At 71.6% G+C, this 22,244-nt stretch carries 16 protein-coding genes and 2 pseudogenes; 8 read left to right on the top strand and 10 right to left on the bottom strand.

The genetic code is table 11. The features are described 5' to 3' along the window. The first annotated feature begins 35 nt into the window (after nucleotides 1–35). Complete coding sequence (gene cobN, locus ACFQE5_RS07835; protein WP_379584156.1) at nucleotides 36–3,704, top strand: cobaltochelatase subunit CobN; 3,669 nt, start codon at nucleotides 36–38, stop codon at nucleotides 3,702–3,704. On the opposite strand, the gene ACFQE5_RS07830 is transcribed toward cobN, so the two are convergent. Next, nucleotides 3,668–5,779, bottom strand: coding sequence for a SpoIIE family protein phosphatase (locus ACFQE5_RS07830; RefSeq protein WP_379584155.1), 2,112 nt, complete (start codon nucleotides 5,777–5,779; stop codon nucleotides 3,668–3,670). The genes cobN and ACFQE5_RS07830 overlap by 37 nt on opposite strands. A gap of 418 nt (nucleotides 5,780–6,197) precedes the next feature. Here ACFQE5_RS07830 and ACFQE5_RS07825 point away from each other — a divergent pair. The 3 genes and pseudogenes from ACFQE5_RS07825 to ACFQE5_RS07820 form a co-directional block, all read left to right on the top strand. Further along, nucleotides 6,198–8,687: pseudogene (locus tag ACFQE5_RS07825) on the top strand (HAMP domain-containing protein); the annotation flags it as partial. Between the two features lie 33 nt (nucleotides 8,688–8,720). Beyond that, nucleotides 8,721–9,212, top strand: coding sequence for a response regulator (locus ACFQE5_RS23180; protein ID WP_449301265.1), 492 nt, complete (start codon nucleotides 8,721–8,723; stop codon nucleotides 9,210–9,212). Then, nucleotides 9,209–9,757, top strand: coding sequence for a response regulator (locus tag ACFQE5_RS07820; RefSeq protein WP_379584154.1), 549 nt, complete (start codon nucleotides 9,209–9,211; stop codon nucleotides 9,755–9,757). Before ACFQE5_RS23180 ends, ACFQE5_RS07820 begins: the two co-directional genes overlap by 4 nt. Nucleotides 9,758–9,786: 29 nt before the next feature. Here ACFQE5_RS07820 and ACFQE5_RS07815 read toward each other — a convergent pair. Then, nucleotides 9,787–10,107 (bottom strand): annotated as a pseudogene (locus ACFQE5_RS07815) (DUF2784 domain-containing protein); the annotation flags it as partial. Between the two features lie 32 nt (nucleotides 10,108–10,139). Continuing rightward, on the bottom strand, nucleotides 10,140–11,204 hold the full coding sequence (locus ACFQE5_RS07810; RefSeq protein ID WP_379584153.1) for a helix-turn-helix domain-containing protein: 1,065 nt from the start codon (nucleotides 11,202–11,204) through the stop codon (nucleotides 10,140–10,142). 120 nt (nucleotides 11,205–11,324) lie between these two features. On the opposite strand from ACFQE5_RS07810, the gene ACFQE5_RS07805 reads away from it, so the two are divergent. Beyond that, nucleotides 11,325–11,597: a hypothetical protein gene (locus ACFQE5_RS07805; RefSeq protein WP_379584152.1), complete on the top strand. Its 273-nt coding sequence runs from the start codon at nucleotides 11,325–11,327 to the stop codon at nucleotides 11,595–11,597. Nucleotides 11,598–11,716: 119 nt separating this feature from the next. Continuing rightward, entirely contained in the window at nucleotides 11,717–12,991 is a 1,275-nt protein-coding gene (locus tag ACFQE5_RS07800; protein ID WP_379584151.1) for an ABC transporter substrate-binding protein, read from the top strand. 70 nt (nucleotides 12,992–13,061) lie between these two features. Here ACFQE5_RS07800 and ACFQE5_RS07795 read toward each other — a convergent pair whose 3' ends face one another. The 5 genes from ACFQE5_RS07795 to ACFQE5_RS07775 form a co-directional block, all read right to left on the bottom strand. Next, the gene (locus tag ACFQE5_RS07795) at nucleotides 13,062–13,793 is read right to left on the bottom strand and encodes an ABC transporter ATP-binding protein (RefSeq protein WP_379584150.1); all 732 of its coding nucleotides are present in this window, start codon (nucleotides 13,791–13,793) and stop codon (nucleotides 13,062–13,064) included. Next, nucleotides 13,790–14,632, bottom strand: a complete 843-nt coding sequence (locus ACFQE5_RS07790) for an ABC transporter ATP-binding protein (protein WP_379584149.1) — start codon at nucleotides 14,630–14,632, stop codon at nucleotides 13,790–13,792. Before ACFQE5_RS07790 ends, ACFQE5_RS07795 begins: the two co-directional genes overlap by 4 nt. Further along, nucleotides 14,629–15,696 carry a branched-chain amino acid ABC transporter permease gene (locus ACFQE5_RS07785; RefSeq protein ID WP_379584148.1) on the bottom strand — a complete coding sequence of 356 codons (1,068 nt, stop codon included), beginning with the start codon at nucleotides 15,694–15,696 and terminating at the stop codon, nucleotides 14,629–14,631. Before ACFQE5_RS07785 ends, ACFQE5_RS07790 begins: the two co-directional genes overlap by 4 nt. 10 nt (nucleotides 15,697–15,706) lie before the next feature. After that, entirely contained in the window at nucleotides 15,707–17,020 is a 1,314-nt protein-coding gene (locus ACFQE5_RS07780; protein ID WP_379584147.1) for a branched-chain amino acid ABC transporter permease, read from the bottom strand. 316 nt (nucleotides 17,021–17,336) lie between these two features. Further along, nucleotides 17,337–18,755: an RNA polymerase sigma factor gene (locus ACFQE5_RS07775; protein ID WP_379584146.1), complete on the bottom strand. Its 1,419-nt coding sequence runs from the start codon at nucleotides 18,753–18,755 to the stop codon at nucleotides 17,337–17,339. Nucleotides 18,756–19,024: 269 nt separating this feature from the next. Here ACFQE5_RS07775 and ACFQE5_RS07770 point away from each other — a divergent pair, with 269 nt between their 5' ends. After that, nucleotides 19,025–19,855 (top strand): inositol monophosphatase family protein, encoded by an 831-nt coding sequence (locus ACFQE5_RS07770; RefSeq protein ID WP_379584145.1) that lies wholly within the window; start codon nucleotides 19,025–19,027, stop codon nucleotides 19,853–19,855. A 16-nt stretch (nucleotides 19,856–19,871) separates the two neighbouring features. On the opposite strand, the gene cei is transcribed toward ACFQE5_RS07770, so the two are convergent. Beyond that, nucleotides 19,872–20,531, bottom strand: coding sequence for an envelope integrity protein Cei (gene cei / locus ACFQE5_RS07765; RefSeq protein WP_379584144.1), 660 nt, complete (start codon nucleotides 20,529–20,531; stop codon nucleotides 19,872–19,874). Continuing rightward, entirely contained in the window at nucleotides 20,531–21,631 is a 1,101-nt protein-coding gene (locus ACFQE5_RS07760) for a phosphotransferase family protein (protein ID WP_379584143.1), read from the bottom strand. The genes cei and ACFQE5_RS07760 overlap by 1 nt, the downstream gene beginning before the upstream one ends. A gap of 252 nt (nucleotides 21,632–21,883) precedes the next feature. Here ACFQE5_RS07760 and ACFQE5_RS07755 point away from each other — a divergent pair, with 252 nt between their 5' ends. Then, complete coding sequence (locus ACFQE5_RS07755) at nucleotides 21,884–22,186, top strand: DUF4193 domain-containing protein (RefSeq protein WP_379584142.1); 303 nt, start codon at nucleotides 21,884–21,886, stop codon at nucleotides 22,184–22,186. Nucleotides 22,187–22,244: the final 58 nt, after the last annotated feature.

The following is a 22,244-nucleotide window of genomic DNA, read 5'->3' as shown; positions in this document are numbered from 1 at the left end:
ACCCGGGACGCGGATCCCGAGGAAGGCTCATCCCGGTGATCCTGCTGCTGTCCACCTCGGACACCGACCTGCTCTCCGCGCGTGCCTCCGGCGCGGACTACCGGCCGGCCAACCCGGCCCGGCTTCCCCTTGAGGACCTGCCCGCGCTGCTCGACGGCGTCCACGTCGTCGTCGTGCGGATCCTCGGCGGCCGCCGGTCCTGGGAGGACGGCCTCGACGCGCTGATCGCGTCCGGCAAGCCGCTGGTGGCGCTCGGTGGCGAGCAGTCGCCGGACGCCGAGATGATGGCGTTGTCGACGGTCCCGGCCGGTGTCGCCGCCGAGGCCCACCGGTATCTCGCCCACGGCGGCGCCGACAATCTCGGCCAGCTGCACGCGTTCCTGTCCGACACGGTCCTGCTCACCGGCGAGGGTTTCGCCCCACCGGTCGAGCTGCCCCAATGGGGGTTCGTGCGGGTCGAGGACAGCGGCGACCAGCGGGACCCCGCCCGGCCCACGGTTGCGGTCCTGCACTACCGCGCACAGCAGCTCGCCGGGAACACCGCCTACATCGACACCCTCTGCGCTGCGATCGAACAGGCCGGGGCGCGCCCGATGCCGCTCTACTGCGCCTCGCTGCGCCAGGCGCAGCCCGCGCTGTTGGACACGCTCCGCGAGGCCGACGCGATGATCGTCACCCTCCTGGCGGCGGGCGGCACCCGGCCCGCGTCGGCGACGGCGGGCGGGGACGACGAGGAATGGGACGTCTCTCAGCTCGCCGCGCTCGACATCCCGATCCTGCAAGGTCTGTGCCTGACCAGCAGCAGGGCCAGCTGGGAGGCGTCCGACGACGGGTTGACGCCGCTGGACGTCGCGTCCCAGGTCGCGATCCCCGAGTTCGACGGCAGGCTGATCACGGTGCCGTTCTCGTTCAAGGAGATCGACGCCGACGGGCTCTCGGTGTACGTCGCCGATCCGGAACGGGCCGCCCGCGTCGCCGGGATCGCCGTGCGCCACGCCCGGCTGCGGCACATCCGGAACCGGGACAAGCGCATCGTGCTGATGCTGTCGGCCTACCCGACCAAGCATTCCCGGATCGGCAACGCCGTCGGTCTCGACACCCCGGCCAGCACGGTCGCGCTGCTGCGCGCCATGCGCGAGGCCGGGTACGAGATCGGCGAACTTCCCGGGGTCGACGCGGGCGACGGCGACGCGCTCGTCCACGCCCTGATCGCCGCCGGCGGCCAGGACCCGGACTGGCTCACCGAGGAGCAGCTCTCGGGTAACCCGATCCGGATCTCCGCGGCGCGGTACCGGGACTGGTTCGCACAGCTGCCCGCCGCGCTGCGGGAAGGTGTCGAGCGACAGTGGGGCCCGGCGCCGGGCGAGCTGTTCGTCGACCGGTCCGCCGACCCGGAGGGTGAGATCGTCATCGCCGCGTTGCGCGCCGGAAACGTCGTGCTCATGGTGCAACCGCCGCGCGGGTTCGGGGAGAACCCGGTCGCCATCTATCACGATCCGGACCTGCCGCCCTCGCACCACTACCTCGCCGCCTATCGCTGGCTGGCGGCGGGGCAGGCCGACGGGGGGTTCGGTGCCGATGCGATCGTCCACATCGGAAAGCACGGCAACCTGGAGTGGTTGCCGGGCAAGACGCTCGGGATGAGCGCGTCATGCGCCACCGACGCGGCGCTCGGCGATGTCCCGCTGATCTACCCGTTCCTCGTCAATGACCCCGGCGAAGGCACGCAGGCCAAGCGCAGAGCCCACGCCACCCTCGTCGACCATCTGATTCCGCCGATGGCGCGGGCCGAGACCTACGGCGACATCGCCCGGCTCGAACAGTTGCTCGATGAGCATTCGAACATCGCCGCGCTCGACCCGGCGAAGCTGCCCGCGATCCGTCAGCAGATCTGGACTCTCCTGCAGGCGGCCAAGCTCGACCACGACCTCGGGCTCACCGAGCGTCCGCATGAGGCCGAGTTCGACGACTTCCTGCTGCACGTCGACGGCTGGCTGTGCGAGATCAAGGACGTGCAGATCCGCGACGGGCTGCACGTGCTCGGCGCGGCGCCGCAGGGCCAGGCCCGGGTCGATCTGGTGCTCGCGATGCTGCGCGCCCGGCAGATGTGGGGCGGCGAGCAGAGCGTGCCGGGACTGCGCGAGGCGCTCGGCCTCGTCGAGGACGGGTCGCAGGCCAAGGCTCGCGTCGACGCGGTCGAGGCGCTGGCGCACGGCCTCGTCGCGGACATGGAGGCCGCCGGCTGGGTTCCCGATGCCGTCGCGGACGTCGTCGCGGCGCGGCTGGGGACGCGGGATCTCCCCGACTCGGTCGCGGAAACACCCCGACTCGCGGTCGGAAATACCGCGACTCGCGGGGAAGAGGTGGGGCGGGTACTGCGGTTCGCGGCCGCCGAGATCGTGCCGCGGCTGGCCGAGACCGGCCAGGAGATCGATCGGGTGCTGCACGCCCTCGACGGGGGCTTCATCCCGGCCGGGCCCTCCGGCTCGCCGCTGCGCGGGCTGGTCAACGTCCTGCCCACCGGACGCAACTTCTACTCGGTGGACCCGAAGGCCGTCCCGTCCCGGCTGGCGTGGCAGACCGGGCAGGCGATGGCCGACTCGCTGCTGCAGCGCTACCGCCGCGACCACGGTGAGTGGCCGCGTTCGGTCGGGCTCTCGGTGTGGGGGACCAGCGCGATGCGCACCTGCGGCGACGATGTGGCCGAGGTGCTCGCGCTACTGGGGGTGCGGCCGGTCTGGGACGAGATGTCCCGGCGGGTGGTCCAGCTGGAGGTGATCGACCTTGACGAGCTCGGCAGGCCCCGCATCGACGTCACGGTCCGGATCTCCGGGTTCTTCCGCGACGCGTTCCCGCACGTGCTGGCGCTGCTCGACGACGCGGTGCAGCTCGTCGCCGCCCGCGACGAGCCCGCCGAGCAGAACTTCGTGCGCGCCCATGTATTGGCCGACCAGCAGCGCCACGGGGACCCCCGCCGCGCCACCACCCGGATCTTCGGCTCCAAACCGGGCAGCTACGGCGCGGGGCTGCTGCAGCTGGTGGAGTCCCGCAACTGGCGCGGGGACGCCGACCTCGCCGAGGTCTACACCGCCTGGGGCGGGTACGCCTACGGCCGCGGCCTCGACGGCGTCCCCGCGCGTGCGGACATGCAGACCGCCTACCGGCGGATCGCGGTGGCGGCCAAGAACACCGACACCCGCGAGCACGACATCGCCGACTCCGACGACTACTACCAGTACCACGGCGGAATGATCGCGACCGTCCGAGCGCTGACCGGCCGGGATCCGGCGGCCTACATCGGGGACTCCACCCGTCCCGAGTCGGTGCGCACCCGCACGCTCTCCGAGGAGACCGCTCGGGTGTTCCGTGCGCGCGTGGTCAACCCGCGGTGGATCGAGGCGATGCGCAGGCACGGGTACAAGGGCGCGTTCGAGATGGCCGCGACGGTGGACTACCTGTTCGGCTACGACGCGACCACGGGTGTTGTCGCGGACTGGATGTACGAGCGGCTGAGCGCCGAGTACGTCCTCGACCCGGAGAACCGCAAGTTCCTCGCCGAGGCCAACCCCTGGGCCCTGCACGGCATGGCGGAACGGCTGCTCGAGGCCGTCGACCGCGGGATGTGGGCGGCTCCGGAGCCCGCGACGCTGGAGGCGCTGCGCCAGGCCTACCTGGAGACCGAGGGGGACCTCGAGGGGGACTGAGCGCCGCGTTCGGTCGCGGCCACGGCGAGCAGCGCCACGTCGTCACGGCGCTCGGTGCGGGAGAACGCCTCGATCGCGGCGCGCACCCCCCCGACGAGCCGGGCGGCCGAGGCGCCACCGATCGAGGAGACGGTCGCGACCAGCCGGTCCGCGCCGTAGAACTCGTCGGCGTCGCGGTGCTCGGTGACGCCGTCGGTGTAGGCCAGCAGCGCGTCGCCGGGAGCCAGATGCAGCCGGGTGTGCCGCAGCTGCACCCGGTTGACCAGGCCGAGCGCGGTTCCGTAGGTGCCCACCAGCTCGGCGGCGCCGCTGGCGCGGACCAGTACCGGTCGCTCGTGCCCGGCGAGCACGAGGTCGACGAACAGGCCGGCGGTCCGGCCGGTCACGCCCGGCCCGGCGCGGCGCACCTCGGCTGCGGCGAGCGTGCAGAACTGGGACGGGTCGTGCGCCTCCATCATCACGTCGTTGAGCAGCTCGAGCGCGCTGGTCAACGGGCGTCCGTCCCGGGCGAGGACCCGCAACACGTCCCGCACGAGCCCGGTCCGCGCCGCAGCCGTGGCACCCTTGCCGCACACGTCGCCGATGGCGGCCAGCCAATGCCCGGAGACCAGGGTGATGACGTCGTAGAAGTCGCCGCCGACATCGCTGCCGACGCTGGCCGGGAGGTACTCCGCGGCGAACTCCACCCCCTCGGCGGCGGGCAGTGCCCGGGGCAGGAGGGCCTGCTGCAGGGCCTGGGAGGTGGCGACGTGCCGAGCCGTGCGCTGGGCGTTATCGATCGCCAGCGCCGAGCGGCGGGCGATATCGGTGATGAGGACGACGTCCTCGGGTGTGTGTGGCCGGTTGGTCGGACGCCCGACGGTCAGCACCCCGATCGGGCGGCCCGCGGCGACGAGCGGCACGGCGATCGCGTCGGTGGGTCGGCTGATCCAGGCCGGGTCGGTGGTGGCGGCGGTCGGGTCGGTCAGCTCCGCCAACCGGGCGCACAGCGCGCCGGATCGCGCGGGGTCGAGGGCGGCGCGCAGCTCGACGATGGTGTCCTCGTCGGCGTGGGTGAGCGCGGCCAGCGCCAGCTCGCGGGTGGGGCCGAGGAGATGGACCGCGCACCAGGCGCCCAGCCGCGGCACGACGATCTGCGGGATGACCGTGACGGTGAGCTCGACGTCCAGCGACTGGCCGAGCAGCTGACTGGTGTCGGCGAGATAGGTCATCCAGGCCCGACGGCTCCGGTCGGCGCCGCGTAGCCAGTCCGACTCGACGGCGAGCGCGATCCGGTACGCGGCGAGCTCGGCGACCTCGGTGATGCTCCGGGCCGAGGTGGTGTCGGGGCCGAGAGCGACCCGCAGCCTGCCGCGCTGCGGCGCGGTGAGAGGCAGTGGCACGTCGATCACCCGATGCGGGGCGACCTGCGTCGCCGGGTCGCGCCCGTCCCGGGTGAGCTTGTGCATGCCGTTGCCGTCACCGTGATCGACCTCGACGGTGACCCCCTCGACGCCACCGGCCCCGTCCGGGGCGAAGATCTCGCGGAGCCGCCGGGTCAGCTCGGCGACCAGGGCGTTCGCCCCGAGACGCTCGCCCACCTCGGCCGGGATGTGCAACAGCCGGCGAACCTGGTCGGGGTCCGGCCACTTCGGCACCGGCCCGACCGGCACCGGCTGCGGAACGGTCGGCGCGGGGCACCGCGCGGGCGGTCGGTGGTGCAGGGTGAACCAGATCGTGTGGGTGCCGTCGGAGTCGTGCCGGGTGCCCCAGGCCGTGGCCAGCCGCTCCACGAGGATCAGCCCGCGACCGTGCTCCGCGGCCCGGCCGAAGCCCTGCCGGGGCTGGGCGAGATGCCGTTCGAGTGGGCCGGCACCGTGGTCGCTGACCGCCACGGTCACCGAATCCGGCCGCGTCTGCATCTCGACCTCGAACTCGGTACCCGCATGCAGCACCGCGTTGTCGAACAACTCGCTGGCCAGCAGCACGACCGAGTCGGTGAGGTCGTCGTGCTCGGCGAGACCGGCGGCGGTGAGCTCCCGGCGGAGCAGGCCGCGCGCCCGGCGTGGCGCGTCCGCCACCGGGGGGAACCGCATCCGCCATCGACCTGGAGCGCCCACCCCGACAGTCTGCCGGGCCGCGCCGCGGGGTGTCAGCAGCCCGGTCGTCGTCGTCGGATGGCAGGCTGGGCTCCTGGGGGAGGGGCGAGCGATGGACGCAGAGGGCGGAGTACAGCAGGCTGACGCCAGCGGCCCCGGCGAGGAGGGGTCCGGCCACGGGGATTCCGCCGAGTTGCTCGACGAACTCGCCGAGGCCCTGCGGCGGGTGCGCGGCGGGCGGTTCGACGTGCGGTTGGCGCGCCGGGGTGGAGCGGCTGACGAGTTGGTCGGTCAGTTCAACGGACTGATCGCGGTGCTGGAGCGGCGCAACCGGGACCTGCTGCGGATCAGCCGGTTGGTCGGGCGCGAGGGCCGCATGCTGGAGCGGCTCGACGAGGAGTCCTACGACGGGGCGTGGGCGTCCGCGGTCCGGGCGGTGAACGCGCTGATCGACGATGTCGCCGGGCCGACCGCCGAGATCGCCCGGGTGTTCGAGGCGGTCGCTGAGGGCGATCTGTCCCAGCGCATGTCCCTGGACATCGAGGGCCGTCCGATGCGGGGGGAGTTCCTGCGCATCGCCAGCACCGTCAACACGCTCGTCGACCAGCTGTCCAGCTTCGCCGGCGAGGTGACGCGGGTCGCCCGCGAGGTGGGCACCGAGGGCAGGCTCGGCGGCCAGGCCGACGTGCGGGGCGTCGCCGGAACATGGCGGGCGCTCACCGACTCGGTGAACACCATGGCCAGCAACCTCACCAACCAGGTCCGGTCCATCTCCTCGGCGGCCACCGCGATCGCCCGCGGCGACCTGTCGCCGCGGATCACGGTGAACGCCCGCGGTGAGGTCGCCGAGCTGGCCGACACCATCAACTGGCTGACCGACACGCTGCGGCTGTTCGCCGATGAGGTGACCCGGGTGGCCCGGGAGGTGGGCACCGAGGGCAGGCTCGGCGGCCAGGCCGACGTGCCGAATGCGGCGGGCACGTGGAAGGACCTCACCGACGCGGTGAACCTGATGGCGGCCAACCTCACCGCTCAGGTGCGGGGCATCGCCCAGGTCTCGACGGCGGTGGCGCGCGGGGACCTGTCGCAGAAGATCACCGTGGACGCGCAGGGGGAGGTCCTGGAGCTGAAGTCGACGGTGAACACCATGGTGGAGCAGCTGTCGAGCTTCGCCGATGAGGTGACCCGGGTGGCCCGGGAGGTGGGCACCGAGGGCAAGCTGGGCGGCCAGGCGTATGTCCGGGGTATCGCGGGAACCTGGCGGGATCTCACCGAGAGCGTCAACCAGCTCGCGTCGACCCTCACCACCCAGCTACGCGCGATCTCGGCGGTGTCCACGGCCGTCGCCAGCGGCGACCTCACCCAGCAGATCAGCGTGGCCGCCCATGGCGAGATCGCCGACCTCAAGGACACGATCAACCAGATGATCACCGCCCTGCGGGCGACCACGGAGACGAACGCCGAACAGCGCTGGCTCGACTCCAACCTGGCTCGGATCAGTGAGCTGCTGCAGGGACAGCACGATCTCCGCCAGGTCTGTCAGATGATCATGAACGAGGTGGCGCCCCTGATCAAGGCACAGGTCGGTGCCTTCTTCGTCGCCGCGGAACCGACGGGCGAGGAGCCGCACGCCGAGCCCACCCACTGGCGGTTGTGCGCCGGTTACGCGCTCGGCCCCGGCGCCACAGCCCGCTCGGTCCGCTCCGGCGAAGGGCTCGTCGGGCAGGTTGCGGTGACCAAGGAGGTCGTGCTCGTCGAGGACGTCCCGCAGGACTACCTGACGATCCGGTCGGGCCTCGGTTCGGCCTCGCCGCGCGCCCTCGTCGTCCTGCCGGTGCTGTTCGAGGGGGAGCCGCTCGGGGTCATCGAGTTCGGTGCGGTCCGGCCGTTCTCCCCGTTGCATCTGAGCTTCCTGGAACGGCTGGTCGGCACGATCGGGGTGGCGATCCGAACGATTCTGGTCAACCGTCGCACCGAGCAGCTGCTGGCGCAGTCCCAGGACATGGCCCGGGAACTGCAGGAGCGTTCGGCCGAGCTCCAGCGCACCAACGCGGAGCTGGAGGAGAAGGCCGCCCTGTTGTCCGCCCAGAACCGCAGCATCGAGATCAAGAACGCCGAGATCGACGCGGCCCGGCGCGGGGTGGAGGAGAAGGCGCAGCAGCTGGCCAGGGCGAGCCGCTACAAGTCGGACTTCCTGGCCAACATGAGTCACGAGCTGCGGACCCCGCTCAACTCGCTGCTGCTGCTGTCGCGGCTGCTGGCCGACGACCCCGAACGCAACCTCAGCGACAAGCAGCGGGAATTCGCAAGCTCCATCCACCGGGCGGGCTCGGAACTGTTGCTGCTCATCGACGACATCCTCGATCTGTCCAAGGTGGAGGCCGGTCGGGTGGACGTCGAGGCACAGCCGATCGAACTGGCCGAGATCCGCGACTACGTGCTGGCCGCCTTCGGTCCGCACACCGAGCACAAGGGCCTCGAGTTGCACGTCGACCTCGCACCCGGACTACCCCCGACGATCATCACCGACCCACGGCGGCTGCAGCAGATCCTGCGCAACCTGCTGTCCAACGCCGTGAAGTTCACCGACGCGGGCCGGGTCAGCCTGCGGATCGAATCGGTGGCGCCGGGCCCTGGGTACGGGGTGCCGACGCTCGACGCGGCCCGGTCGGTGATCGCCTTCGTGGTCAGCGACACCGGTATCGGCATCGCCGACGACAAGCTCGACATGATCTTCGAGGCGTTCCAGCAGGCGGACGGCACCACCGGCCGCAAGTACGGCGGAACCGGACTCGGCCTGTCGATCAGCAAGGAACTGGTGCAGCTGCTGGGCGGTGCGATCCGGGTGTCGTCGCGGTCGGGGCGGGGCTCGGTGTTCACGTTGCTGCTTCCCGAGGAGCTGCCGTCGGCGCTGGCCACCGGCGCGTACCGCCGTTCCGTGCCGGCGTCCGCGCCCGCGCGGTCGGGGGCCTCGATCCTGCCGAACGAGGCCGGCGGCACCGGCGCGCAGCGCCGGCTCGACGGCGTCACGGTCCTCATCGTCGACGATGACGTGCGCAACGTGTTCGCGCTGACCAGCGCGCTGGAGCTGCACGGGCTACGGGTGCTCTACGCCGACACCGGCCTCGGGGGGATCCGGCTGCTCACCGAGCACCCGGAGGTGAACATCGTGCTGATGGACGCGATGATGCCCGACCTCGACGGCAACGAGACCACCCGGCGGATCCGGAAGCTGCCTCAGGGACGGAACCTTCCGGTGGTGTTCCTGACCGCCAAGGCGATGCCCGGCGACCGCGAGTCGAGCCTGGCCGCCGGGGCGTCGGACTACCTGATCAAGCCGGTGGACATCGACCGGTTGCTGACGGTGATGGCATCCTGGGTCGAGTGGTCCCGGACAGGCGGCGCACCCGGGCAGGAGCCGGTCGGGTGACCAGACGTACCGCCAAGGCCCTTGCGGTGGACGACCGCAAGGAGAACCTCCTCGCGCTCGAGGCGATCCTGCAAGGCCTCCCGATCGAGGTGGTCGGTGTGACCAGCGGTGACGAGGCGCTCAAACGGCTGCTCGTGGACGACTACGCGGTCATCCTGATCGACGCGCAGATGCCCGGCATGGACGGCTTCGAAACCGCGGGGCACATCAAGAACCGGCTGCGGACCCGGCATGTCCCGATCGTCTTCCTCACCGCCGTGGACTACGACTCGCATCTGGCGTACCGCGGCTATCAGGCAGGCGCGGTCGACTACATCACCAAACCGTTCGATCCGTGGGTCCTGCGCTCGAAGATCGCGGTCTTCGTCGACCTGTGGCGGCTGAACACCGAGGTCGTGGAGCGAGCCGCCGAACGCGACGAGCTCGGCGGCGCCGTCGACGACGCGCTCGTGATGCTCACCGACCCCGCGGACGATCCCGCCGAGGTGCTCGCCCGGGTCCGGGCCCGGCTCGCCGCCGCCCGCGACCGGCGCACCCGGCGGTGACGGCGGCGCAGCAGCACCACCAGCACGATCCAGGACAGCGCGACCGTCGTGGCCACCGCCGCGCGGATGCCGACGAGGGCATCGGTGGGATAGACCACCCCGGTCAGGTAGGTGTCGATGAACCCGCGCGGCAGACCCTGCTCCCCGGCGCGGCGCCGGGCCCAGTCCTCGAGGAGGGTGAGCGGGCAGACCAGACCGACGGTCGTGGTGAGCAGGCCCCAGACCGCGGACCCGACGTGCGGCACGATCAGCCATGCCCGCCACCAGGCGAGGAACCCTCCGAGGGCCACGTAGACCAGGAAGGTGACATGCGCCGCCATGGTCAGGTCGGCAAGAGCCTGGTAGCCCACGGCCGCCTCCGGATCGAGGATGCGAGCCGAGATTACGCCGGTTTCCCGGTCTGTGCCGCCCGGCCCGGTTCCTCCGGGGCAGGGGCGATCATCCGGCGAGCCAGGCCGCCTGTGGTGCCGCCCGGACCCGGATCGCTGCCGGAGCGCAGGCCGAACGTCTGCCGGTAGGCCCGCGGCGTGGTGCCGACCAGGCGGGTGAAGTGGTGGCGCAGCAGGTCCGCGGTACCGAAACCGGTGCGGCGCGCGATCTCGTCGATCGTGAGGTCGTCGTGTTCGAGCAGTTCCTGGCAGAGCAGGACCCGCTGCCGGATCAGCCACTGGTGCGGGGTGGTGCCGGTCGCGTCGGCGAAGCGACGGGCGAAGGTCCGCGGCGACATGTGGGCCCGTTCGGCCAGGCCGGCGACCGTGTGCCGATGGTGCAGGTGGGCTTGCAGCCAGGCCAGTAGCGGCGCGAGGTCGTCGCCGTCACCGGCACGGCGGGGAACCGGGGTACTGATGTACTGGGCCTGGCCGCCGTCGCGGTGCGGCGGCACGACCATTCGACGGGCGATGCCGGTGGCGACCCGGGCCCCGAACTCGCAGCGGACCACGTAGAGGCAGGCGTCGATCCCGGCGGCGGTGCCCGCGCTGGTGATGATCGGACCGTCCTGGACGTAGAGCCGGTCCGGCTCGACCTGCAGGGTGGGAAACCGGCGCGCGAGGACGTCGGCATGCATCCAGTGGCAGGTGACCCGGCGGTCCGCCAGCAGGCCGGCCGCGGCCAGCAGGAACACCCCGGAGCACACGCTCAGCAGGGTGGCGCCCCGTTCCAGTGCCGAGCGCAGGGCCCGGATGACCCCACGCGGCACGGCGACGTCGCCGGTCTCCCAGGCCGGGATGACCACGAGGTCGGCGGTGGCGACCCGGTCGAGTCCGTGGCCGACGTGCAGGGTCGTACCGCCGAGCGCCGGCAGCCGCCGGCGCCGGGCGGCGCAGACGGCGAAATCGAAACCCGGCAGGCCGTCGGCGGTGCGATCCAGGCCGAACACCTCGCAGACGACGCCCAGCTCGAACGGGTGGATCCGATGGTCGACGAGGGCGACGACATCGCGCATCATGTTGGCAGATTTTTCCCGATTACTGTCACTCCTGCCAGTCCCGGCAGCGCCCGTCCCGGCGCATGCTCGGGGCATGCACGATCCCTCGAACGTCGAGACAGCCGGCCGAAGGTGGTCCTGATGCCGGGTTGGTTGATCGCTTCGATCCTGATCGGACTGGTGTACGCCGCGGCATGGCGCTACGGGGTCGACAGCCGCGACGGCCAGGACTGGAACATCCGTCGCGAGCCGGCGCCCCGGCTGGCGCCGACTCCGTATCGGGCGCATTCGCCGGCACGCGACCTCGCGACCCTGTGGCGGGCGGTGCGCCGTGTCCTCGCCGACATGCGCGAGCTGCAGGAACGTCGCATTCGGCTGGACCGGCCGTGGGAGGAGGGCTGCGAGCGCCGATGATCCCCACTCGATAGACACGGACTGATAACGATTGTCCTGCGATCATTGCCCGTAGCGAATAGGTCACAAGAGTTGCGACTAGGCCAGAACCTCGCTCGGTATCGCATAAGGGACAGACGATGCGCAGGCGCTTGCGAATGCTGATGGGACTGTCGGTGATGGCGCTGGTCGCCGCCGGGTGTGGCGGAGGCGGCGGGGAAGCAGGTGGTGGCGCCGCCCCGCCTGCCGGTGGCGGGGCGCGCGCGGACGGCGTGCTCAAGCTGGGGTTCGTGTTGCCGCAGACCGGGCAGCTCGCCTTCCTCGGCCCGCCGCAGATCCAGGCGGCCAGGTACGCGGTGTCGCAGATCAACGAGGCCGGTGGCGTGCTCGGCAAGCCGATTCCGGATCTGGTCGGCGGCGATGAGGCCGATCAGGCCGCGGTGGCCCAGCAGTCGGCCGACCGGGTCCTCGCCAGCGGGGTGGACGCGGTCATCGGCGCGGCCGCGTCGGGCATGACGCTGGCCATCATCGACCGGGTGACCGGGGCGAACGTCGTGCAGTGCTCCGGGTCGAACACCGCGCCGAACCTGACCGACTACAACGACAACGGCTATTACGTCCGTACCGCGCCCAGCGACGCGCTGCAGGGTCCGGTGCTTGCCGAGACGGTCGTCGCCGACGGGCACAGCCGGGTGGCGATCGTCGCTCGTGCCGACGACTACGGCCGCGGGCTCGCGAAGGCCACCGCCCAGGCGCTGGAGGAGGCCGGGGCGACGGTGGCGTTGAACGAGACCTATGACCCGAACTCGCAGAACTTCGATGCCCTCGTGCAGCAGGTGCGTGGCGCGCAGCCGAACGCCGTCGTCCTGGTCTCCTTCGAGGAGGGCACCCAGGTCCTGAAGGGCCTGATCGAGGCGGGAATGGGGCCGGGCAGCGTCGGCATCTACGGGGCCGACGGGTTGCGCAGCGAGGAACTTCCCCAGCTGGTCGCTCCGGGCAATCCCGCGGTGCTCGCGGGCATGAAGGGCACCGCGCCCGCGTCGGCGGACAACCCGCAGTTCCTCACGGACCTGCGCAGCTTCGCCCCCGAGCTGACCGAGGTGCAGTACGCGCCCCAGGTCTTCGACTGCGTCAACGTCATCGCGCTCGCCGCCGAGTCGGCGAAGAGCGACGATCCGGCCGTCTTCAAGGACAAGATCGTCGAGGTGACGAGGGACGGCACGAAGTGCACCACGTTCACCGAGTGCCAGCGGCTTCTCGCCAACGGCACGGACATCGACTACGACGGCGTGAGCGGACCGCTCGACTTCGTCCCCGCAGGCGAACCGGGCACCGCCTCGATCGAGGTCTACACGTTCAACGACCAGGGCGCGCTGCAGTCGCTGCGGACCGTGCAGTCGGCGTCGGCGAAGTAGCCGGGCCGCCGCCCGCGGGGGTGTCGTCGCCATCCGGGTCCGGCAGCCGGCTGCCGGACCCGGATACGGTTCACCGGGCCCTGGCCAGCGTGCCCAGGTAGAGCTCGATCACGGCCGGGTCGGCGAGCAGGTCGCGGCCGCTGCCGGTGTAGGCGTTGCGGCCCTGGTCGAGCACGTAGCCGCGGTGGGCGATCTCGAGGCAGCGCCTGGCGTTCTGCTCGACCATGACCATCGCGACGCCCGCCTCGTTGATCGCCTGGATCCGGTCGAACGCGTCGTCCTGGGCGATCGGCGACAGCCCGGCGGAGGGCTCGTCGAGCAGCAGGACCTTCGGCTCCATCATCAACGCGCGCGCCATCGCGACCACCTGGCGCTCACCGCCCGACAGTGCGCCGGCGCGCTGCGTGCGCCGCCGGGCCAGCAGCGGAAACAGCGCCGCGACCTCCCGCATCCGCTGCGACATCCGCTTGGGGCGCTGGTAGAGCCCCATCTGCAGGTTCTCCTCGACGGTGAGGCTGGGGAACACGTTGCGGGTCTGGGGCACGTAGCCGATCCCGAGGGATACCAGCCGGTGGGCGGGCACGTTGGTGATGTCCGCGCCCTCGAGCCGGATCGCGCCGGACCGGATGGGCAGCAGCCCGAACAGGGTCTTGATCAGGGTCGACTTCCCGGCGCCGTTGGGGCCGATGATGCCGACGATCTCGTCCGGCTCCAGTCGCAGGTCGCAGCCATTGACGATGTTGACCTCGGGCAGGTAGCCGGCGACGACCGCCTCGGCGGCCAGGAGCGGTTGCGGACTCATCGGCCCTCCCGGAACTCGGGTTCGTCATGGTGTGAGCCGAGGTAGGCGTCGATGACGGCGCGGTTGCCCGCGACGCTGGCGGGTGGTCCCTCGGCGATGATGCGTCCCTCGGCCATGCAGACCACCCAGTCGCTGATCGTCATCACCACATCCATGTCGTGTTCGACGAACAACACGGTGCGACCCGAGTCGCGAAGGTCGGTGATGTGAGCGAGGAGGTCCTGGCGCAGGGCCGGGTTCACCCCGGCCATCGGTTCATCCAGCAACACCAGCGCCGGATCGACCATGAGCGCGCGCGCCATCTCCAGGAGCTTGCGCTGCCCGCCGGACAGATAACCGGCGTAGTCGTTTCGCTTGGCCGCCAAACGAAACCGGGTCAGCAACTCGTCGGCCTGCCGCTCGATCCGGGCCTCCTGCGTGTGCCACAGCGGGTGCAGCAACGCGGGCAGGAACCGCTCTCCCCGCTGTCCGTGGGCGGCCAGCTTCATGTTCTCCAGCACGGTCAGCCGGGAGAGCACGCGGGTGAGCTGGAAGGTGCGGACCATGCCGCGGCGGGCCAGCCGGTGCGCGGGCAGTCCGGACGCGTTTCGGCCGTCGAACGTCCAGCGCCCGGAGTCGGCCCGGTCGAAGCCGGTGAGCACGTTGAACAACGTGGTCTTGCCCGCGCCGTTGGGCCCGATCAGCCCGGTGATCACCCCACGCTGCACCTGCATGTGGTCGATGTCCACGGCGCGCATGCCGCCGAAGTTGCGCCGGACACCGTCCACGACGAGAAGGGGGTCCGGTTTGGCGACCCCGGGTTCGGCGGCGACGTGGGCCAGCGCCTCCTTCTCGCTCACCTGCTGACCTCCTCGATCTGCGACGGTGCCGGGGGGCCGGGACGGCGGTGGGGGCGGCGCGGAGCGCCGGAGGCACCTTCCTCCAGCCGCATCTCGGCGCGGTTGCCGAGGATGCCCTCCGGCCGGAACACCAGCAGCAGGATCAGCCCGAGCCCGACCAGGGCGAAGCGCAGGGCGCCGACGTCGGCGGGTTCGATCACCTGTGGCGAGATGTATCCCGCTCCGATCGCCTGACGCAGCACGCTGTCGGCGAACGAGAGCAGGAACCAGAACAGCACCGAACCGAGGACCGGCCCGAGGACCGTGCCGGCGCCGCCGAGGATGAGCAGCGTGTACAGGTAGAACGTCACCCCGGGGTTGAACATGTTGGGGGTCACCGCCTGGGCGTCGACGGCCAGCAGCATCCCGGCGGCGGCGCCGATCAACCCGCCGAGCACCAGGCTCTGGATCTTGTAGCCGTACACGTTCTTCCCGAGACTCCGGGCGGCCTCCTCGTCCTCGCGGATCGCCCGCAGCACCCGCCCCCACGGACTGCGCACGAGCAGGAACAGGCCGAGCGCGGCCACCGCCACGGCACCCCAGCCGACGAGCATCACCCACAGGTCCCGTTCGGTGAAGGCCAGCGGGCCCACTCCGTAGGCCCCGCGGGGGATCGGGTTGAGGGCGTAGAAGGCCCCGGCGAACTGTTGCAGGCCGTAGACACCGCCGGTGATCGGCTGGGCGAAGCCCGCGTTGAAGACGATGCGCAGGACTTCGGCGGCGGCGATCGTGGCGATCGCGAGATAGTCGGCGCGCAGACGCAGGGTCGGCAACCCGAGCAGGAGCGCGAGCAGGCCCGCGCCGGCCAGGCCGACCAGCACGCCCAGCCACAGCGGCCCGCCGTAGACCGCGACCGGCACGGCGACTCCGTAGGCGCCGACGAGCATGAACCCGACGTGCCCGAAGTTCAGCAGCCCGGTGTACCCGAAGTGGATGTTCAGGCCTACCGCGGCGAGCGCGTAGATGGCCGCCACCGGCCCCAGCGCGCCGCGTCCGGAGTCGGCCAGGATCGCCAGCAGGTCCATCGCGTCTCGCCTACCCAACCCGCATCGCGCGGCCGAGGACACCCTGCGGGCGTACCAGCAGGACGAGGATGAGTACCCCCAGCGCCCAGGCGTTCTGCAACTCGACGGGGAAGTACGCGGTGGAGAGCTGGGCGACGAGACCCACCAGCAGGCCACCCACCATCGCGCCGAACGCGCTGCCGAGCCCGCCGAGGATCACCGCGGCGAACATCAGTAGCAACAGGCGAAATCCCATGTCCCACGCGACGATCTCGGTCAGTCCGAACAGGACACCACCCAGGGCCGCCAGCCCGCCGCCGAAGACCCAGACCCAGAGCACGACGCGGGAGACGTTCACCCCGGACGCCTCGGCGAGCTCGCGGTCGTCGGAGACCGCCCGCATCGCCTTGCCGATCCGGGTGCGCAGCAGCATCACACCCACTGCCACCAGCACGAGAAGGGACAACAGAGTGATCACCAGGTCGCGCGGGGTGATCGAGATCGGGCCGAGGACGATTGCCTGCTGGATGGCGTACTCGGTGTACGGGCGCGGCCGGGAGCCGAAGATCACGAGCAGGAGGTGGCGCAGCAGCAGGGACAACCCGATCGAGATGATGAACAGCTGAATGCGACCGGTGCCCCGCACCCGCAGCGGCCGCCAGAGTCCCAGCTCGAGCGCCGCGCCGATCAGGGCCCCGATCGCGATGGCGAGCAGAGCCGAGGGGATGAGGCCCCAGCCCGGTCCCACTGTCGCCGCGTTGAGGAAGAACGCGGTGACTGCCCCGATGGTCACCAGCTCACCGTGCGCGAAGTTGATCAGGTTGGTCGTCCCGAAGATCAGCGAAAGCCCGATCGCCGTGATCGCGATGATGGCGCCGAACTTGATCCCCGCCAGGGTGAGCTGGGCGAGGACGGCGCCGATCCCGGGCGGGCCCGGGGCCGGGGCGGGACCGGGAGCCGAACCGCCCTCGCCCGTGGTCCCGCCGGCCGGGACGAGCGCGAACAGCACACTGCGCTGCTGCGCGGGCCGGACGGTCACCCCGGCCAGCGTCGCCGCGCCCGGGTCGCGCAGCATGATGCCGGCCGGGAGCGTCGCGACGTCCAACGTGACGTCGTAGCTGCCGGGCGCCGGCACCGGCACCTCCCATGTCCCGTCCTGGCCGGTGGTCGCGGTGCCGACGGGGGCGCCGTCCTGCGTGACGCTGATGGTCACCCCGGCCACCGGCTGTCCGCCGGGGCCGCGCAGGGTGCCGCCGACGGACTGCCCCTCCTGGGCGATCGCCGCGGCGGACGGCGTCAGCAGCGCGGCGATTACGAGGAGCAACACCACCAGGCGACTGCGCACGACCCCTCCTCGCCCCGATGCATGATGTGTCGCTATACCATGCCCTGCCCGGAGCCGCCGGTCGAGAGTTGACCAACGCGCGGCCGGCAGTCCGACCGTCGTCGAAGGGGCCAGGTCGTCCGGTGTCCAAACAGGTCGAGACCGGTCCGTGACCTGCCGCGGTGCCGAGTTCTGACGGCCGGTGGCAGCGTCGGACTCCTCCGGCCGATCCGGGAGACGAGGACGGCGAGCGGATCTCCTCGCGGGGAGCACCGCGCACGACACGGAGATGCCCTCCGAGCCGCTGCACAGCTCGGAGGGCATCTCGATGGACTGCTCAGTCCAGGTAGTCGCGCAACACCTGCGACCGCGACGGGTGGCGCAGCTTCGACATCGTCTTGGACTCGATCTGCCGGATCCGCTCCCGGGTCACCCCGTAGACCTGGCCGATCTCGTCGAGCGTGCGAGGCTGGCCGTCGGTGAGCCCGAACCGCAGCCGCACCACGCCCGCCTCCCGCTCGGACAGCGTGGCGAGCACCGACTGCAGTTGGTCCTGCAGCAGCGTGAAGCTCACGGCGTCGACCGCGACAACCGCCTCGGAGTCCTCGATGAAGTCGCCGAGCTGACTGTCGCCCTCGTCGCCGATGGTCTGGTCCAGCGAGATCGGCTCCCGGGCGTACTGCTGGATCTCCAGCACCTTCTCCGGAGTGATGTCCATCTCCTTGGCCAGCTCCTCCGGAGTGGGCTCGCGGCCCAGGTCCTGGAGCAGCTCGCGCTGGATGCGGCCGAGCTTGTTGATGACCTCGACCATGTGCACCGGGATGCGGATGGTGCGGGCCTGGTCGGCCATCGCCCGGGTGATGGCCTGGCGGATCCACCAGGTGGCGTAGGTGGAGAACTTGTAGCCCTTGGTGTAGTCGAACTTCTCGACCGCGCGGATCAGGCCCAGGTTGCCCTCCTGGATCAGGTCCAGGAACGCCATCCCGCGGCCGGTGTAGCGCTTGGCCAACGACACCACGAGGCGAAGGTTGGCCTCGAGCAGGTGGTTCTTGGCGCGCTCGCCGTCGCGGACGATCCAGCGCAGGTCGCGGCGCAGCTGCGGGGAGATCTTCTCGCCGGCGTCCATCGTGCGCCGCAGCCGCTCGGCGGCGTAGAGCCCGGCCTCGATCCGCTTGGCGAGCTCGACCTCCTCCTCGGCGTTGAGCAGCGCGACCTTGCCGATCTGTTTGAGGTAGGCGCGGACCGAGTCGGCCGAGGCGGTGAGCTCGGCATCCTTGCGGGCCTGCCGCAGCGCCTCGGACTCTTCCTCGTCCCAGACGAAGTCGCTCGACTGCTTCTGCTGCGAGCTGCGTGTCGTGGGTGCGCGGCGGTGTGCGCCGGTGTTGCTCTCCGGCTCGTCGTCGGCCTCGTCGTCGGCCTCGTCGTCCGTCTCGTCCAGGACGTCGTCATGGCTGTCGTCCGCCACGGCGGCGTCGAGATCGGCGTCGTCCAGGTCGACATCGACATCCTCGAGCTCGCCGGCCTCCGGGGCACCGTCGAGGTCGTCGAGGTCTGTGGGCTCCTCGCCGGCCGCGGGCGATGTCGCCTTCTTGGCCGATGTCTTCGTCCCCGCCCGGGACCGCGCGCTGGGTGCGGCCTTCTTCGGGCTGCCCGCCTTGGTGGCGGTGCCCGCCCTTCGGGTGCGGCGTACGGGTGCCGGAGCGGCCGCCGGGTCGACGGTCGCGTCGGTGCGGGTTGCGGAGTCTGCGGCTGCCACCTAGGCCCTCTCGCTGCGTGCGCTCTGCGGTCCACCGGGACATGGACTGATCCGGCGACCGTCGAGATTGTCTGCTGCCTCGCCTCGCCCGTAGCCGTCGTCTCGTCGGTTCGACGCGCCTCCCTGGGCGGAGTACCCGCTCATTGTAACTGTGCTCGCGCGGAGTGCTCGCACTTCGCGCACATCGCGCGCAGGGGTGATTCGCCGGGCGGTCGTCCGGTTACCGGTGAGCGGAAGGGCCGCGCCGAGCGATGTGGTCCGATTGAGCCATGGATCCCGTAGTCGACGACCCGTCCGCGCTGCGCCGAACCGCAGAACAGGTGGCCATGGAGGCTGCCGAGCACCTGCGCATGTTACGCACCGAGGGGGCGGTGCGGGCGCTGCGGACGAAGACCTCCCCGACCGACGTCGTCACCGCGGCGGACACCGCCCTGGAGAACCTGGTGCGCTCCCGGCTCGCCGAGCTGCGCCCGGGGGAGGTCGTCTACGGCGAGGAAACGGGCGGTGATCCCACCGCGGCGCACTGGGTGGTCGATCCGATCGACGGCACCGTCAACTACCTCTACGGGCTGCCCTGGTACGCGGTCTCGGTCGCCGCGGTGCGGGGCGGCCGGTCGCTCGCCGGCGCGGTCGTGGAGCCCGCCTCGGGCCGGGTGTGGTCGGCGGCGGCCGGCGACGGGGCGACGCTCGACGGCCAGCCGCTGAGGGTGGGGGAGCAGACCGACCTCGCCCAGTCGCTGATCGGGATCGGGTTCTCCTACCGGGCTGACCGGCGTGCCCGGCAGGCCCGGATGGTCGCCGGGATGCTGCCGCGGGTGCGCGACGTGCGCCGTGCGGGCTCAGCGGCGCTGGATCTGTGCGCCGTGGCCGCGGGCTGGCTCGACGCCTACGTGGAACATGGCCTGAGCTGGTACGACTGGGCCGCCGCGGGACTTGTCGCTCGTGAGGCGGGCGCGGTCGTGCGGGTGCCCGGTCCGCCCGGTGCCCCGACCGCGCCCCGAGGCGACGGGCTGGGTGCCGACGCCGTGTTGGCCGCCACACCGGGCATCGCGGATGCCTTGACCGCGCTGGTTCGCGACTGCGGTGCGGCAGCGGTCTGAACGGGGCGGTCCCCTCTCAGCACGGCACCGCGCGTGCGCTCGCGAGCGTTGCCGGGTCGACGGCGGGCCGGGTGGGGTCGTCGTCCCCGGCCGCCGACCCCACGGCGGTCCCGCCGACCGACGCGGGACTCGTGAGCTGGTCGAGGAGGTCACGCGCCGGGCGGCTCGGGTTGACATCACCGAATGACGCCCCCACCGCGACGTCCACGGTCTCGTCCGAGCGATCGTCGCGGACCAGCTCCGTGCAGGGGAGCACGATCGCCAGCGTCGCCGCCGCGCCCTCCCCGGCGGGGCCGAAGCGCAGCTGGCCGCGGCAGCTGAGGCCGCCCGCGGGATAGTGCGGATCGTTGTCGGGCGGTGCGGCCATGGTGAAGCCGAGGTCGCCGAGCTGCGCGGCGACCAGGTTGGCCTGGCCCCGCTGCCCGCCACCGTTGAGCACCCGGACCTTGATCGCGTCGGGGGCCAGGGGTGCGACCTCGTCGAGCGCGGTGGCGTCCAGGACCGTGCCCAGAGCGCCTCCGGCAGCGGGATTCGGGCAGGCCGACGTACCGGATCGGCCAGCGGCGCTGATCAGGACGATCGACCAGGTCAGCGTCGCGGCGACGAAGAGCGCGGAAACCGTGACGATCATCGGCCGGGAGCGGCGGCGCTGGTAGGGCCGGATCCGGATGGTCATCAGTCGATCCCGCGGGCGAGCACGTGGTGGCCGAGCGCGACGAGCGGCTCCACCGCGTCGTCGATGCCGTGGGCCATCGCGGCGGGCACCGCGCCGGCGCGGACTCTCGCCAGGATGCCGGCCAGCACCACCGCGAGCTTGAAGGCGCCGAACGCGACATACCAGGGCAGCGGCTCGAGGTCCAGGCCCGATGCTCGCGCATAGGCCGCCGCGACGTCCACGCGCAGCGGGAAGCCGGGCAACCGGGTCGGGCTGGGCAGATGCTGCGCGGCCTGCCAGACCGGCGTCTCGTCGGCCTGGTACCAGTAGATGAGCAGCAGGCCGAGGTCTGCCAGCGGGTCGCCGAGGGTCGACATCTCCCAGTCGAGCACCGCACGGATGCGCCCCGGGTCGGTGCGGTCGTACACGCAGTTGTCGATGCGATAGTCGCCGTGCACGATCGTGTTCCGCTGCGTCGTGGGCACGGAGCCGCCCAGCAGCGCGCAGAGCTGGCTCAGCTCACCGGCCGTCCGGGCAGAGGCGGCGGTCACGCCGTCAGCGCGGGCGGTCTCCCACTGCGTGCTCCAGCGCCGCACCTGACGGGCCAGGTAGCCGTCCGGGCGACCGAAGTCACTCAGGCCGACGGTGTCCGGGTCCACCGCGTGCAGCCCCACCAGCACATCGACCAGCGCCTGACCGGCCCGGGCGCGGTCGGCCTCGGTCGCGGCCCAGCCCTCGGGCAGCTCGCCGAGCGGCACGACGCCGTCGATGTACTCCATGACGTAGCACGACGCGCCGACGGGCCGGCCACCGTCGGACGCGGCGAGAACGGCCGGTACCGGCACCGCGGTTCCCCGGAGCGCGGAGATGACCCGACGCTCGCGGTTCATGTCGTGGGCGGTCGCCGCGACCGCACCGACGGGTGGGCGACGCAGCACGACGGTCCCGGCGGGGCTGTCCACCCGATAGGTGAGGTTCGAGCGGCCCGCGCCGATCGGGCTCAGCGTCGACCGCCGCCAGGCCTCGTCGCCCAGTTCGACCGCCAACCAGGCGCCGACGGCGGCCGGGTCGGCCCCGGGATGGCCGGGGGCGGAGGGTTCTGAGGGTCCTTCGGAGCTCACCACCACGGCAATGACCTTAGTGGGGCCGAAGGTTCGGCGGGCGGCGCAGCGAATCGCGCAGCTCTGAGCTACCCTCTCCGCCCCGGGGGGCAGTCGACATCTGTCATGAGTGCCACGGGCCCGGCCTGCTGGCGAACCTGGACACGTCTGAGATGTGACCTGCGTCACCCGTATGCCGGGCACAAACCCCGAAGTTGTGACGTTGTCCTGCGGCACGACGAGACAAGTGCATTGAGTACAAGGGTGGGAACGATGGCGACCGACTACGACGCTCCGCGACGAAATGAATCCGACGACCTTGCGGAGGACTCGCTCGACGAGCTCAAGGCCCGTCGAAACGAGGCGCAGTCGTCCGTGGTCGATGTCGACGAGTCGGACACTGCGGAGAGCTTCGAGCTGCCGGGTGCGGACCTGTCGGGCGAGGAACTGACCGTCAAGGTCCTGCCGAAGCAGGCCGACGAGTTCACCTGTGCCAGCTGCTTCCTGGTGCATCACCGCAGCCGGCTGGCCGAGACCCACGGCAACCAGCTCATCTGCCGTGACTGCGCCGCCTGACGCCAGGTCCGGCGCGCCCGGCCGGCCGGCGGAGCCGCTCAGCGGCCTGCGGTCAGCG

Source organism: Pseudonocardia hispaniensis (assembly GCF_042658695.1).
Classification (GTDB): domain Bacteria; phylum Actinomycetota; class Actinomycetes; order Mycobacteriales; family Pseudonocardiaceae; genus Pseudonocardia; species Pseudonocardia hispaniensis.
The sequence above is the reverse complement of the archived record's forward strand: the minus strand, read 5'-3'. Positions and strand labels throughout refer to the sequence as shown.